This window comes from Micromonospora sp. NPDC004336 (assembly GCF_053602615.1).
The window spans coordinates 1-14,306 of record NZ_JBSGDY010000162.1 but is presented as its reverse complement, the minus strand read 5'-3'; the positions used below and the strand labels follow the sequence as shown (position 1 = coordinate 14,306).

Annotated in this window: 10 protein-coding genes; 7 read left to right on the top strand and 3 right to left on the bottom strand. The window is 67.8% G+C overall.

The annotated features are described in order from the left end of the window. Nucleotides 1–304: 304 nt before the first annotated feature. Nucleotides 305–1,279, bottom strand: a complete 975-nt coding sequence (locus ACWENR_RS25220) for a phosphotransferase (RefSeq protein ID WP_452279443.1) — start codon at nucleotides 1,277–1,279, stop codon at nucleotides 305–307. Continuing rightward, the gene (locus ACWENR_RS25215) at nucleotides 1,279–2,649 is read right to left on the bottom strand and encodes a hypothetical protein (protein ID WP_452279442.1); all 1,371 of its coding nucleotides are present in this window, start codon (nucleotides 2,647–2,649) and stop codon (nucleotides 1,279–1,281) included. The genes ACWENR_RS25220 and ACWENR_RS25215 overlap by 1 nt, the downstream gene beginning before the upstream one ends. A 565-nt stretch (nucleotides 2,650–3,214) precedes the next feature. Here ACWENR_RS25215 and ACWENR_RS25210 point away from each other — a divergent pair. From ACWENR_RS25210 to ACWENR_RS25180, 7 genes are all read left to right on the top strand, one after another. Next, nucleotides 3,215–3,460, top strand: coding sequence for a hypothetical protein (locus ACWENR_RS25210; RefSeq protein WP_452279441.1), 246 nt, complete (start codon nucleotides 3,215–3,217; stop codon nucleotides 3,458–3,460). 457 nt (nucleotides 3,461–3,917) lie between these two features. Continuing rightward, a complete protein-coding gene (locus ACWENR_RS25205; protein WP_357662879.1) occupies nucleotides 3,918–4,076 on the top strand; it encodes an FxLD family lanthipeptide in 159 nt (52 codons plus the stop codon). Nucleotides 4,077–4,193: 117 nt separating this feature from the next. Continuing rightward, the gene (locus ACWENR_RS25200; protein WP_452279440.1) at nucleotides 4,194–7,268 is read left to right on the top strand and encodes a lantibiotic dehydratase; all 3,075 of its coding nucleotides are present in this window, start codon (nucleotides 4,194–4,196) and stop codon (nucleotides 7,266–7,268) included. Beyond that, nucleotides 7,265–8,560 carry a lanthionine synthetase C family protein gene (locus tag ACWENR_RS25195; RefSeq protein ID WP_452279439.1) on the top strand — a complete coding sequence of 432 codons (1,296 nt, stop codon included), beginning with the start codon at nucleotides 7,265–7,267 and terminating at the stop codon, nucleotides 8,558–8,560. Before ACWENR_RS25200 ends, ACWENR_RS25195 begins: the two co-directional genes overlap by 4 nt. Nucleotides 8,561–8,564: 4 nt before the next feature. Next, nucleotides 8,565–10,646 (top strand): methyltransferase, FxLD system, encoded by a 2,082-nt coding sequence (gene fxlM / locus ACWENR_RS25190; RefSeq protein ID WP_452279438.1) that lies wholly within the window; start codon nucleotides 8,565–8,567, stop codon nucleotides 10,644–10,646. A 2-nt stretch (nucleotides 10,647–10,648) separates the two neighbouring features. Continuing rightward, nucleotides 10,649–11,764 carry a hypothetical protein gene (locus tag ACWENR_RS25185; protein ID WP_452279444.1) on the top strand — a complete coding sequence of 372 codons (1,116 nt, stop codon included), beginning with the start codon at nucleotides 10,649–10,651 and terminating at the stop codon, nucleotides 11,762–11,764. Beyond that, nucleotides 11,754–12,791, top strand: coding sequence for a hypothetical protein (locus tag ACWENR_RS25180; RefSeq protein WP_452279437.1), 1,038 nt, complete (start codon nucleotides 11,754–11,756; stop codon nucleotides 12,789–12,791). The genes ACWENR_RS25185 and ACWENR_RS25180 overlap by 11 nt, the downstream gene beginning before the upstream one ends. A gap of 284 nt (nucleotides 12,792–13,075) precedes the next feature. Here ACWENR_RS25180 and ACWENR_RS25175 read toward each other — a convergent pair whose 3' ends face one another. After that, nucleotides 13,076–14,119: a hypothetical protein gene (locus tag ACWENR_RS25175; protein WP_452279436.1), complete on the bottom strand. Its 1,044-nt coding sequence runs from the start codon at nucleotides 14,117–14,119 to the stop codon at nucleotides 13,076–13,078. Nucleotides 14,120–14,306: the final 187 nt, after the last annotated feature.

The following is a 14,306-nucleotide window of genomic DNA, read 5'->3' as shown; positions in this document are numbered from 1 at the left end:
AGCCACGGCGTGCAGACACCGCGCCACCCTGCCCGTCTCGCCGGTGGAAGTCATGCCACCACGCCGTCCACAACAGACCTTCTCAAACACGCTCTAAGGGAATGGCACGGGCAATGCGTACGGAGCGCCGGACCAGCTTTAGAACGGTTGGGCGGTGACAAAGTGTTCCCGACCACAGCTTCCGGCATAAACAATGCGCACACTTGTAATTTGTCCGGTACCTCTTCGGTGCCGCGACGGATGGCTTCCTCCTGCGGTCGTCATGCCGGAACCCGTAAATCCGTAAGCCGAGCTCTGACAACGGTTACCGGTAGCGGCGCCAGGTAGCCCCGAGATCACCGGAGAAGAGCGATCGAAGCCGGTGCGCCAACTCGCGAGCTACGTCGGAACGGCCAGCAAGGGCGTCGATGGTACTGGTAACCAACTGCAACTCCCGAACCTGGCGCAAGATTGGCCAGCCCGCCCACGCGGTGATGTCGACCCCGTAGGCATTGACGAAGCCCTGGTAGTCAGCGCGCGAGCGCCCGAACCGGGTAGCTCCATGGGCGGTCGGTACGAGGTCCCACTCTCGTGGGCCAATGGACATGCCGTCCAAGTCGCAGAGCAGAGACGCCGGGACGATCGCACCGTCATTTGGTGCCGCCAGGAGGACGTTCCCGGTGTGTGCGTCCCCGTGGATGACGCCGAGCGGCAGATGCCACACGACCCGATCGAGGTCCTCTTCCACGTCGTCGCAGCGCACGTGAAGATCGCGCAGCAGATGGTCGGCTCGGATCCCGAGCTGCGTCCTCGACCATTGGTCCAGCGCGGTGGCTTCTTCAGATGGCAGCGCTGCGGCAGCGTTCAGACGCCGACGGAACTTCTCCACCGGCGACCAGCGCGGCATCGCCAAGTTGAGCTCGGTGAGGCCGTGGAGAGCACGTAATGGCGCGGCGAGATCGATCGGCTTGGGCTCGTCGCTAACGGTCGGCACGTACTGCCATACGGTGGCGACCCAGTCCCCGCTGAAGATCGGCTGCGACGTCACGCTAGCAGCCAGCCGCACCGTGGGCATGCTGATCTGCGCCAGAGACTCCGCGACCGACACCACTCGGCGGGCAAGCGTCGCAGCGTGGGGCCCGGCAGCAAGTCGGATCACGAACGGTGGGGCCAGGAAGACCGCGTTCATCGTGTATTTGACGAGCCTGGCATCATTCGCGTCAACACCGATCTGCTCGCAGACGTGGCTCAGGTGGGTGCGGAGTTCTGAGGCGACAGCGTCGCTGAGTGCAGTGGTCATCAGACCGCCTGCAGCTCCATCCGGCTGCCGAGAGCAGCGAGCGCCGGCTCCCGCTCAACCTGCGGCGCGGCAAGCTTCCACAGTGCGTTCAGACGATCGTTGACGCGAGCCGACCTCATCCCGTCCGCCACCAGACCCACCGCCTTCGTCCCGTACTCGCCAGCGGTAGCGAGATCACCCGCCAGAATACTCGCCGTGGCGACCGAGATCGTGTCGAAGATAAAGGACCGACGATCTTGCGGTCGGCGCAGCCGGACCGCCTGGTGGGAGTGCTCAGCGGCACGGTCGACGTAACGCACGTGCTCTGGGTGGCGGGCCAGGGCGGAATAGACGACGGCCGAGATCCCGTGTACGTCGGCTTCGGTCAGCGCAAAGTGTGTCCAGTCTGGCGCGGTATCCGGGTCTGCCTGGTCGAGCTCGCACCGTGCGCGGGTCAGGCTGTCGACGACCTGGTGGTCGGTGCCGAGAAGCGCATAGGCCCACGCGGAGTTGGCGTGAAGTATGCCGACGCTGGCATGACAGCCGGCCTGCTGCGCTGCGAGCTGGCCGAGACCGAACAGTTGGAGCGCTTCGGCCGGTTGTTCCTGGTGCAGGCTGACCCGCCCGAGGCGATACAGCGTGTTGGCCAGCAGCGGCAGCGAATTGGTCTGTCGCGCCAGGACGAGGCTCTGGGTGAGATGCCGACGCGCCAGGTCGTGATCGTCGAGGTCATGCGCCACCCAACCCACAAGGTTGTGTAGCTCCGCGAGGGCAGCCCGCAGCTCGGCAGCAACGACCTCGTCGCACTTCACTTGCAGGAGCTGCGTTGCCCACGCCACGTATCCGCGCGCGGATTGCAGGCAGCGCCCCCCTCCGGCAGCGGCATCGAGCCTACGGTGGAAGGCGGTGACGGCGCGGACGGTGGCTACTTCGTCCTGGCCGACGGCGAACGGGACGGCGACCTCCTGAGAGCTGGGTAGCCACCGCTCTACGCCGGCGGGTATCGCGCCTACCGCGATGCTCGCCACGACGCCGAGCAGCTCGCGAGGATCGAGCGGCGCCGCACGTCCGGCCTGCCCGAAGGACGCGCCCTGCCGGTGGTGAACAGCGTGTTCGTCGAGGGCGAGCCCCATGTAGTGGCGTGGGATGCACAGCCCTTCGGCGATGCGCTCCAGCACGGAGTAGTCGGTGACGATGCGGCGGCCCGCAGCGATCTCCGAGACTCGGCTGGCTCCCAGACCGGTTGCGGTCGCGATGGCGGACCAGCTGAAGCCGCGTTCCTTGAGGAAGCCGAAGACCGCTCCGATGTCGTGGCGAGCGAGGTGTACGCGAATGCTGACCCCGCGGTGATTGCCCTCGTGCCACCACTGCGGCCTGACGACCCGCTGCATGGGTGGTCACTCCCTCCAACTGCGGATACTGCGCACAGTAGTCGGCCGTCTGCCAGATGTCCGCCCTGCCGCCGGCTCTGCGGCCCGTCGTCTCACCGTGAGAGGCCCACCGTGAGGCGCTCACCGATGGCTAGCTGCGATAGACCGCGCCGGCCAGGGTCGTTGGCATGCCAGTCAGTGACCGTCGCCACCCACCGGTTCTCGCCCAGGGTTCGGCGGCTGGAGCGAACGAGCTCCGGCGCCAATGCGACGGCCGTCATGAGGCTGGCCTGGACGGGTTCGGGGTGGGTGCTGTGCAGGAGGCCCGCTCGCCTCGGACCAGTGCGTGGTCGGAGAGCACGCAGGCGTTGACCCGCGACGCCGGGAGCTCTTCCGCCCGCGCACGCCGGAGGTCCGTGCTGCTCGGGATCGCCGTCCCCCGCGCCATCCCGCGCCGGACCACCGGTGCCGTGGCGTGCCGGTGCCCTCGTGCGCCGGCACGCCACTGCGGACCGCTCAGCACGCACTCACTTCCACAGGCTGCGAGCCACCCGCGATTGCACACCGAAGCTTTCAGGAGCGGCTCATGACCGGCCAGTACCCGACGGTCCCGCGTCGGTTCGCCCTGGTGCGCTACCCCGACGGCGATGACACCCGGGTGGTGATCGCCTGGGGTATGGAGCTGCCGGACGGTTCCGCCGTCTCGCTGAGCGCCGAGGGCCAGGCGATCGCCGTCTGTAGCAGAGCCGCTCACTGCGAACGCATCCACAGCGCAGAGCTGGTCTGGATAGACGGCGACCTCGGTGACTCCGCAGCAGACAAGTCGTCATGATGGCCGCCTTCAGCGTGACCAAGAGCCTGTACGCGCGGCCCCATCCGGAAAGCGACTTCCGTGCAACCGCGCAAGTGGTCCTGAACATCCATCAGGACGACGACGGCTTCTGTCGCGGCTGCTACGGCTACTTCCGCCAGCTCAAGCCCTTCCCCTGCGAGTACTACTCCTGGGCAGCGCGAGTGCTCGCCAGCTATCCGAAACCAGCGCGCTCGGTGGGCAGAGCGCCCGTACGCGATCGTCGGCTTGGTGAATCTAGGCCCACTCCAGCGTCTCGGCTGGTGCCGCCGGCAACCAACTCGCCTCCGACAACGCGCTGGTCATCCACCTGGCGTGGCACCAGGGCCGTCGGCATCTCGATCTCCGCCTCAACCGGCGGTAGCGGCGACCCCAAAGACGCGGGCGCCGAGCTTCATGACGGGTCAGGGCGACCCGCGGAACCAACAAGGAGGAACACATGGCGATCGGAACACTGGAGCTGAGCGCGACGGTCAGTGACGACGAGTTCGACCTCGACGTCAGCCTGCTGGAGGTGGCAGACGTCGCCGGTCTGGTCAACCTGACCGACGACGGCTGCGGCAGCACCTGCACCGCGTGCACCACCAACGTCGCCTGATCAACGGGCTTTGAAAGGCCGGCCGGCGCCGCCACGACGGTCGGCGCCGGCCGGGCACCCCCGTCTCACCGAGGTGATCAAGTGAGCCGCTCCGTGGAGTCTTCTGCCTATCGGTCGATGGGCACCGCGCTTGTCCGCGCCGTCGCCCATCCGGCCATCGAGTTGCCCCCGTGGCCAGACCTGACCGAGCCCCGCCCCGACCTCGTGCCGTCCTGGGTTACCTGGCTACGACAGACCTGGGCCATCGACACCGTGGCCGAGGCGATCACGCTCTCGAGCCCGGTGCTCGCGGCGCAGGTCAGCAAGCTCTGCGCGGGTGAGACCGCTTCGGTACGCGAGACACGGCGGACGGTCCAGGCCGTCGTCCGGTATGCCCAGCGTCTGCTGGGTCGCCCCACGCCGTTCGGGCTGCTCGCGGGCGTGGCACCCGCTGTGTTCGGCTCGCGAGCACCTACCCGATGGGGCACAGCCCATCAGGCGATCGCCCGGGCAGGCGCTGGCTGGCTCACCGACGTGATCACCCATATCGAAAGCTGCCCGGAGCTGCTCTCCCGTCTCGTCGTGGTCGCGAACAGCACGCTGACGGTCCGCGACGACCGGCTGATCGTCCCCTACCAGCCGCAGCCTGGGCTCGACGGCCATCTGGGAGCGGCGGAGGTATCCCTACGCCATTCAGCGCCGGTACGGGCCGTCATTGCGGCAGCCCGCAGCCCGATCCGGGTGGAGGTCCTCGCCTCGCAGCTCCGTGGAGCGTTTCCGCAGGCGTCGGCAGCAGCCGTCACGGCGATGCTCACCCAGCTGATCGCCCACCGCGCCCTCATCACGAGCCTGCACGCTCCCAGCACGGAGCCGGACGCGCTCGGGTACCTGCTGAGCCAACTCGACGAGGCCGGCGACGGAACGGGTACGCCCGTCGCTGAGGTCATCGCCGCTCTCCGCGAGATCCATGCCGGGCTACGGCGGCACAACACGGCGCAGCCGGGCGACGCTCCAGCGGCCCGACGCCTGGTGGCCTCGCGGATGCGGAGTCTCGCGATCTCCGAGCACGAGCCGCTCGCCGTGGATCTCCGGCTGGACGCCTCGGTGACGCTCCCCGATCAGGTAGCCAGAGAGGTGGAACAGGCCACGCTGGTGCTGGCCCGGTTGAGCGCGTACCCCTACGGCACTGCCGCCTGGCGGGCCTACCACCAGCGCTTCTACGAGCGCTACGGAATCGGCTCGCTGGTGCCGGTGCGGGATGTGGTCGACCCGGACAGCGGCATCGGGCTGCCGGACGGCTACCCGGGCAGTCCCGCACCTGATCCTCGCTCACCGATGTCCCGCCGCGACGAGGCACTGCTGCAGATGGCACAGCGTGCGGCACTGGACGCCGCGACCGAGGTCGTCCTCGACGAGGCAACGATCGCGCAGTTGGACCTGGGACCGCAGCGGCTACGTCTTCCTCCGCACCTGGAGGCATGCGTACGGGTGCAGGCCGCCGACGGGAAGGACCTGGCCCGCGGCAGGTTCACGGTCGAGGTCACCTCCATCTCCCGGGCCGCTGGCGGGCTCACCGGCCGGTTCCTCAGTGTGCTGCGGCCGACCGACGCGGGATGGCTGGCCGCTGCCCTGAGCGAACTGCCCGCCGGCGACCGGGACACCGTCGCCGCCCAGGTGTCGTTCCCGCCACTGGATCCCGGGACCGCGCACGTCGCGCGCGCCGTTCAGGTGCTGCCAACGGTGATCAGCCTGGCCGAGCACCGCTGGCCCAGCCGATCAGTGCTCACCGCCGACGACCTGACCGTGGGTTGCGACGGCCGACGCCTGTACCTCGCGGCACCGGACCGGGGCCATCGGATCGAGGCGGTCGGCATGCACGCGCTGAACCTGCGTACCCACACTCCCCCGCTGGCCCGGTTCCTCATCGAGCTCGGGCGGGCCCAGTGTGCCCAGGTCACGGCCTTCGACTGGGGCGCCGCTGCCCGGACGAAGCTGCCCTTCCTCCCCCGGGTGCGCTACGGGCGGGCGATTCTGACGCCGGCGACCTGGCGGTTGGAGGCCGCCGAGCTGCCCGACCGGCACCAGCCCTGGTACGCCTGGGACGACGCCCTCGACGAATGGCGGGCTCGCCGGCGACTGCCGCGCCTGGTGCACCTGGTCGAGGCCGACCGTCGTCTACCGCTGGATCTCGACGAGTCGGCCCACCGCGTCCTGCTGCGCGCCCACCTGCTCACCTCGCCGCGAGCGGTCCTCGTGGAGGCCCCCACGCCGGAGGACCTCGGGTGGTGCGGCAGCCGCCCGCACGAGGTCATCGTCGCGCTGCATGCCACAGAGCCGCCACCCTGGCCGCCGTTGCCCACACCGACCCCGGCCCGGGTCATCGGACGCGATCAGGGGCAGAGTCCAGCCGCCTCGCGGATCCTGCTCGCGAAACTGTACGGAGACATCCGCCGTCAGGACCTGCTCCTGGCTGAGCACCTGCCCCGGCTGATCGCCGAGTGGGACGCCCCGCCCGACTGGTGGTTCCTCCGGTTCCGCGACCCGGACCAGCACCTACGGCTCCGCATCGCGCTGTCCAATGCCTCGGCGTTCGGGCCGGCGGCCGAGCGCGTCAGCGCGTGGGCCGACGACCTGCGACGGCGGGGCCTGCTGCGGGAGGTGCAGTACGCCACCTCCTACCCGGAGACCGGCCGGTGGGGATCCGGGCCCGCCATGCAGGCCGCCGAGGCGGTGTTCATCGCCGACTCCCACGCCGTACTCACGCAGCTGCGCCAAACGGTACGGCCGAGCCGGCAGGCGCTGGTCGCCGCGCACACCGCGGCCATCGCCGTCGCCTACACCGGCAGCCTCGAAACCGGAATGCGCTGGCTGGTTGACCACGTGCCCGCCACGGCACCCCAGCCGGTCCCCCGGCCGCTGTTCCGCGAAGCTGTCCGCCTCGCCCAGCCCGGTGGTGACTGGGCGGCGCTGCGTGCGGTCGCCGGAGGCTCCGCCATCGTCGACGCCTGGAAGAACCGGGACGTCGCCCTCGCCGTCTACCGGACCCACCTACCCGGCCCACACACCGACGGCATCGATTCTCACCGCGTCCTCGGCTCGCTCATGCATGCGCACTTCATCAGAGCAGTCGGCATCGATTTCGACGACGAGGACCAATGCCGCTACCTCGCCCGGGCCGCCGCCCTGGCCTACTTCGCCCGGAGCCGGTCATGAGCCTCGCGTACGAGAGCCACGAGTTGGCCGTCGCGGTCGCCGATCTCCTCGCTCACCCCGACGATCCCAGCCTGCCGATCCACCAACCCTGGTGGCGGCAGTCGCTCGCCCTCGGCGTACCCGGCATCGCCCTGCTGCACGTCGAACTGGCAGCGGCAGGGCTAAGACCGTGGCAACGCGCCCATCACTGGCTCGCCGCCGCTACCAGCGGCCCGGTAACGACAGGCCCCGACAGCCACCCCTTCCACGGCGCACCCGCGCTGGCGCACGTCCTGGCGAGCGCTGCCGTCCACCAGCCCGGCTCGTACGCCCGCGCGCTGGAGGGCCTCGACACGGCGATCGCCGCCGACGCGCGGCGCCGCGTGGCCGCTGCGCACGCCCGCATCGACGCCGGCGAGCTACCGGCTCTTGCCGAGTTCGACGCAATCCGAGGGCTCACCGGTGTCGGGGCGTACCTGCTGCACCGATCGTCCGGCGGGCAGGAGCTTTGCGCCGTACTCGAGTACCTGGTCCGTCTCACCTCTCCCCTGCACCGCGAGGGCGAGGTGCTGCCCGGCTGGTGGACCGGTAGCGGCCCCAACGGACGCCCCGACGAACGGTTTTCCGGTGGGCACGGCAACACCGGCATGGCGCACGGCGTCACCGGACCCCTGGCTCTGCTGGCACTCGCCGCCCTGCGCGGCGTCGTCGTGCAGGGTCAACTCACGGCGATCGCGACCATCTGCTCCTGGCTCGACCGGTGGCGCAGCAGCACCGACGCAGGCCCGATCTGGCCGTACTGGGTCACCAGGTCGCAGCTGCGCGCCGGCCGCGCGTCGCCGTCGAGCGCCCAGCGGCCGTCATGGTGCTACGGCACGGCCGGTCTGGCACGCGCGCAACAACTCGCCGCTCTCGCGACCGGTGACCTGGTCCGTCGCGTGGCTGCCGAACGCGCGCTCGCCCGCGCCCTGACCGACCGACGCCAGCTCGCCGCGACCACCGACCCCTCCCTGTGCCACGGGTACGCAGGCCTGGCCCACATCGCCCACCGCGTCGTCGCCGACGCTCTCCCCGGAAATGCGGCCCGCCTCAACGCCCGGGTCCCCCACCTGCTCAACCGGATCGACCCCGCGGCCGCCGGCCCTCGGCGTACGGCTGCTGCCCTGATCGACGACACGCCAGGCCCTGGATTGCTCGAAGGCGCCGCCGGAGTGGCACTGGCGGCGCTGAGCTGCAGCACCTCCTCCGCGCCGGGCAGCTCCTGGGACTCCTGCCTGCTCACCGCCCGACCTACCTCACGTGAGGATGTCTGATCCGATGCCGACACCTGCATGGCGGCAGTACACAGTCGAGTTCTCCACACCAGCCGCAGCCGAGCAGATCGCCGCCACCGTGCTCGCCCCCGCACTGGCTGCTGCTCAGGACGCCGGCGTCCTGCACGGCTGGTGGTACGTCCGCAAGTACCCCTCGTGGCGGTGGCGGTACGTCGCCGACGATCCCACCTCCCATCTCGTCGAGGATCTGCTGGAGACGCTCGCCGTCGACGACCGCATCGTCACCTGGACCCGAGGCCTCTACGAGCCGGAGTCGCTGGCCTTCGGCGGCGCGGCCGGCATGCACGTCGCCCACGACCTCTTCCATCAGGACAGCCGACAGCTGCTCCTTGGACCAGGCCTCGCCGAGTCGCCCACGCTCGGAAGACGCGAACTTGCCGTCGTGCTGTGCAGCACGCTGATGCGCAGCGCCGGCCTGGACTGGTACGAGCAGGGCGACGTCTGGACCAAGGTCGCCGAACTACGTCCCGCCCCAGCCCTACCCTCCGAAAGCGCCACCGCCGCCGCCCTGAGCCGGGCGATCAACCGACTGATGTCCGTGGACATCCGCAGCCTGAGCCGTCCCGGCTCGGACGGGCCGCTCGCGGGCTACGGCGCATGGCTCGACGCGTTCGAGGCAGCCGGTCAGGCCCTGGCCGACCTGGCACGGCACGGCCGCCTCCGACGGGGCCTCCGCGCGGTCATCGCCCACCACGTCATCTTCCACGCCAACCGAATGGGCCTGTCCGTACGCGACCAGTCCACCCTCGCCGCACTCGCGGTCAGGAACGTCTTCGATCCCATCAGGAGGAGCACCGTGTCCACCTCAACACCCATCCCGCCGACCATTAGCGTCGACGAGATGACCACGCACCGTGATCCCGCCGACCTGCGGTCCGAGCTCACCGACCGGCTGCGGGCAGAGAACATCATCCGGACGCCGGGCGTCGACGCCGCGATGCGGCAGACACCACGGCATCTGTTCCTGCCCGGCGTGCCGCTGGAGCAGGCGTACGCCGACGCACCGGTCTACACCAAGACCGACGGTCGCGGCGCCTCGATCAGCGCCGCCTCGCAGCCCCGGATCGTGGCCATGATGCTCGAACAGCTCGATGCCCGACCGGGCCACCGGATCATGGAAGCGGGTGCCGGTACCGGCTACAACGCGGCTCTCCTGGCCGCCATCGTCGGCGAGACCGGACGCGTCGTCACCATCGACGTCGACGACGACCTCGTTGACGGGGCCCTGAAACACCTTGCCGCCGCCGGCGTCGCCAACGTCGAAGTCGTCCACGGCGACGGCGCGCTCGGACACCCTGACGCCGCCCCGTACGACCGAATCATCGCCACCGTCGGTGCCTGGGAGACACCCACCACGTGGCTTGAGCAAGTCGCCCCGGACGGCCGCCTGGTCGTGCCGCTCCGCCTGCGCGGCGCCGCCTCCCGTTCGATCGTCTTTGAGCGGTACGAAGGTGGCTGGCGCGACGTCGGCAGCGAGCTGGCCGTCTTCATGCCGCTGCGCGGCATCGGAGATGATGCACGACGTCTCGTCACCCTCACCGACGAGCAGGACGTGACCCTGCAGGTGCACAAGGACCAGAGCATCGACGCGGCCGCTCTCGCTGGTGTGCTCGGGACCGAGCGGCACGAGGCGTGGACCGGCGTGATCTTCCCGCCCATGGTGTCGTTCGAATGGCTGGACCTGTGGCTGGCCTGCCGTCTCGACAACGCCATCATGCGGATGAACGTCAAACCCGAGGCCATCGAGCGCGGCACCGTCTCCCCCATGTTTCCGTGGGGAGCGATGGCCACCACCCACGGCGCCGACCTCGCGTACCTCACCCTCCGACCGGCGCCGCCGGCTGCCGACGGCAGCAAGCTGTACGAGGTGGGCGTCATCGGCCACGGCCCCTCCGGCGAGGGCCTCGCCCAGCACGTCGCCGACGAGATCCGCGTCTGGGACGCCGAATACCGCTCCCGGACCGTGCGCTTCGCGATCCCCGACGCGCCCGCCGTGGCGAACCCGTCGGCTGGACACTTCGTCCTCCCCCGCCCGCACCACCGCATCACCGTTACCTGGCAGTGACGATGGGCCCGACCAGCCACGTCCTGCGACGTTTCCCTCTTGTGGCCCGACCGCGGCCCGCCGCCAAGGCTCTGACCAGCCGCGTCGACGACCTGCGCGTCCTCGCCGAACGCGCCGATCGGGAGGGCGACCTGGCTGCGGCGTCTGCCGTCTACAACCAGGCTGCGCTGATCGCCTCGGACTGCGGCCAGCCCGACCTGGCCCGGCAGTGGTGCCACCAACATGCCGACGCGTACCTGCACGCCCTCCCCCTAGGCGCGCAGGACGCGCGGCATGCCCTCGAGCCGCTGGTCAACCTCGCCCGCCTGCAAATCAGAGACGGCAACGGCGACGCGGCTCTCGGGCTCCTCAACAACCTCTTCCAAGCTGTCTCATCCCGCACCGACACCCTGATCGACGGCCACCTGGTGCCGGCGAGCAGGCTGACCCGAACCGACGATGATCATCGCGAGGTACGGCAGTGGCTGTGGGGTGTGCTTCTCGCGGACGGGTCCCGCGCACTGACCGGCGCCGGCCGGTGGAAAGAGGCCTACGAGCACCTCCAGCGGCACAACGGCATCGGCCAACGGATGCTCGACGGGCGCCAAGTCGCGGTCATTGCCCACGCCACCTCCGGCGAGATTGAGCGCGCTCGCGCGATCATCACCGAGACGGTCCGCGGCGAGCCGTGGGAGGAGGCCGCCACCGCATGTCTGGCCTACCTGTGCGCCAGGGCCGGCGGCGAGCCGGATGGTGCCTACCTCGACACGCTGCTCCGCACCTACCGACGGCTAACGCCCACACCCAGCCTCGCCGTCTTTCACACCCGCCTCGGTCTCACGGTCCTGGACGCGGCGGGCGGAGTAGACCATCCGGGGGTACGAAGTCTGGCCGCAGACCTGATCGACCAAGCCCTCGCCTTTGGCGACGCCTACGTTGCCCGTGAACTCCTGAACCACCCCGGCATCTCTACCATCATTGGCGCCGAACGCAAGGCTGGGCTCGCCGACATCATGCAGGCGGGATTGACGTATGCCCAGCTGCCAAGCGTTGCTCGCGAGCGGCTGCTGCAGTCGCTTACTAGCAGCAAAGCGGCAATAGCCCTTTGCCTCCAAGAAGGTCGCATTGGTGCCGGCTGAGTACGACGTGCGGCGGTTGGCTCGGCTGCAATCCATGGTCACCCACCTCATGCGCGTGGGATCCGAATTGGTGGCATCTGCTACGGACTGCGCGACGCCGGAGGTCGCGGTGACGCACCCATTCGATACGATGGTGACCGTGAACTTGGAAGCGCTGTCGTGGATTGGCGGCATAACGGGGGCTGCGACGGGGATCCTGGCCCTCGCCGTAAGCGTGCACTTCACTCGGCGGGCGACCCAGGCGGCGGAGACTGCTGCAGCCTCGGCCAAGGAGACAGCAGGAATCGAGGCCGAACGCCGCCATGCCGAACTCACGCCCCACTTGACGGTGTCTGCGGTGGCACGTAATCAGGGCAGCAACCGAGTTGTTCTCACCCTCGCCCTCGAAGGACCGGCTGGCCTGCAAGGCTTGGACGAAGTCGCAGTCCGGATACGGAGCGATCAGCCACCGACTTCCCTTTTGGCAGGAAGTCCAAGTCAGGAACAGATGGACGATACGGTTTGGGGACCGTACCGGCTCGTCCCTGGCATTGACCGCTCGGACAAGATCGGAAAGAGCGCAGCTATCTTTGCGTTGCGGCGCGGCGAGCGACACAAGCTCGAACTCGAACCGAGCCTGGCGCCAGGGTGGACGAACGCAGACGCTTGGACGATTCGATACGACGAGTCGCCAATCCAGCTTGAAATTCTGTGCAAGCGAGCCGACAGCAAGCCTTGGACCATTCTGATGGAGGTTGAACAGCCGCAGGCCAAGTTCGATGTTGCGGCGGACCAGACGTCGAGCGGATCAATAATAATCGGATTTACCAATGTCGGCAGCGCGCCAGCCAGCAGGGTGAAATTTATAGACAGCACTGGAAGTGAGCCTCATCTTGAGGGAGTCGCAACCGACATCGTGCGACCGGGAGAAACAACACAGCAAGTGTGGATTACCAACACTTTCGGGCATACGACCGAGTGGGTGGAGCTGTCATGGACCGACATGCGTGGCGCACATCAGTCGCTGAAGGCGCGTCTTCCCCTGTAGCCAATCGCACTAAGTCTGATCGCACCGGAAGAAGTGGGCGCGCCAGGATCATGTTTCGCCTTAAGTCGCCAACCAACTGTTTAGTAAGGCGGCAAATATCTGCGGATGGCTGAGGCCCACACACGTCCTCTGGCGCCCGGCGCCACGCCTGCCACACAGCATGCGCCCCGCCCGACAGGATCGATAACGACGCCCGATTAACCAAGCCGAACTCTCCGTGCCCGAAAGCCAGCCCACAGAGGCATTAAGCGCCTGACGCAAATAAGGACTCACTTTAAGTAAGCCTAACAGCCAATCCTCAGAATTCGCGGATTTACGTGCTCAACCCGGGTATCGTTCGGTTCGGCCGCCGCAACTACAGACTCCCGGATTTTCGCCAGTGAAGGAGTCGAGGGCGGGGCCTCCCAATCCCAGTTCTGATATTCGTCGCGGCGGATCAGATCAACCAGAACTCCGTCCCCATCCCGAGTCAGCACCATTCCTTCGTCAAGGCGGTACAGCGGATCGAGCTCCCCTCGAACCGCCTCGATTACTAGGTTCGCACTACGGGAAAGCTCGCATGTCAAAAACCATACAGTGACCGCATTTATGTTTGTCTCACGAAGGAGCCTCTCATACTCGACGGGGTCCCATCTGCCAAGTTGCTTATACGGTCGCGCCAAGCGCCAGCCTGAGTTAACCTTCTCGAAAACATCCTCAGCAAGAGTGGACAGCAGAGCTTGCACAACCGCAAAGTGACGCTCGAAGGCGATGCGCACCCGCGGGAATTCTGGCGACCATGAACGCGAGAGTAACCAACTGCCGAGACCCAGCAGTCGTTGCAGGCGATCGTCTTGAATGCTGGGAATTACTTGATTCAGGCCGAACGTAAGATTAGTCCATTCATTCGGGTCATCGATGCCGAGTCTCCGTTCCCAAACCGCCAACTGCGCGAGTATATGCTCTTCAAGCTTCTGGCGGCGCTGCTCACCGAATCCACGACTCTGGCGAACTTGAAACTCATGCTCTTCCTTCATCGCCAAGAGCCGGTCGATAGGCCAACCCTTCCCGCACTCCTTGTCGATGATGGTATGGTGCGTCGGGCACAACAAGATCAGGTTGGCGTAACCATCGAGCTGGTCCTCGGAATATGTTGGGTCATGTCGCGGACCTCCAACCTTTGAGGATCGAATATGCGCCTCCTCTCCCAAGATCAGTCCTTGCGTTGCGAGGACGCCAGCTTCTTCATCGCCCGCGATGGCCGTGAGGGATTGATTGCACCCCGGCCAGGCACAAGAATCTCCGGCCCGACCCCAGAGCAGCTTACGAGCAAGGACGCTGATTCCCATGAGCGGTATTATCGCACGAGCTCGAACGGGTTGGTAGAGTGACTATTTACTCTGTTCCGATCTACGGCTGAGTACGGCTGATAAACGCACTAAGAGCGTGTTTGAGAAGGTCTGTTGTGGACGGCGTGGTGGCATGACTTCCACCGGCGAGACGGGCAGGGTGGCGCGGTGTCTGCACGCCGTGGCT

What these genes read in the sequence shown, in the direction of transcription:
- ACWENR_RS25175 (WP_452279436.1), bottom strand. Translation starts at nt 14,119, where the DNA reads ATGGGAATCAGCGTCCTTGCTCGTAAGCTGCTCTGGGGTCGGGCCGGA.
- ACWENR_RS25205 (WP_357662879.1), top strand. Translation starts at nt 3,918, where the DNA reads ATGGCGATCGGAACACTGGAGCTGAGCGCGACGGTCAGTGACGACGAG.
- ACWENR_RS25215 (WP_452279442.1), bottom strand. Translation starts at nt 2,649, where the DNA reads ATGCAGCGGGTCGTCAGGCCGCAGTGGTGGCACGAGGGCAATCACCGC.
- ACWENR_RS25220 (WP_452279443.1), bottom strand. Translation starts at nt 1,279, where the DNA reads ATGACCACTGCACTCAGCGACGCTGTCGCCTCAGAACTCCGCACCCAC.
- ACWENR_RS25185 (WP_452279444.1), top strand. Translation starts at nt 10,649, where the DNA reads ATGGGCCCGACCAGCCACGTCCTGCGACGTTTCCCTCTTGTGGCCCGA.
- ACWENR_RS25210 (WP_452279441.1), top strand. Translation starts at nt 3,215, where the DNA reads ATGACCGGCCAGTACCCGACGGTCCCGCGTCGGTTCGCCCTGGTGCGC.
- fxlM (WP_452279438.1), top strand. Translation starts at nt 8,565, where the DNA reads ATGCCGACACCTGCATGGCGGCAGTACACAGTCGAGTTCTCCACACCA.
- ACWENR_RS25200 (WP_452279440.1), top strand. Translation starts at nt 4,194, where the DNA reads ATGGGCACCGCGCTTGTCCGCGCCGTCGCCCATCCGGCCATCGAGTTG.
- ACWENR_RS25195 (WP_452279439.1), top strand. Translation starts at nt 7,265, where the DNA reads ATGAGCCTCGCGTACGAGAGCCACGAGTTGGCCGTCGCGGTCGCCGAT.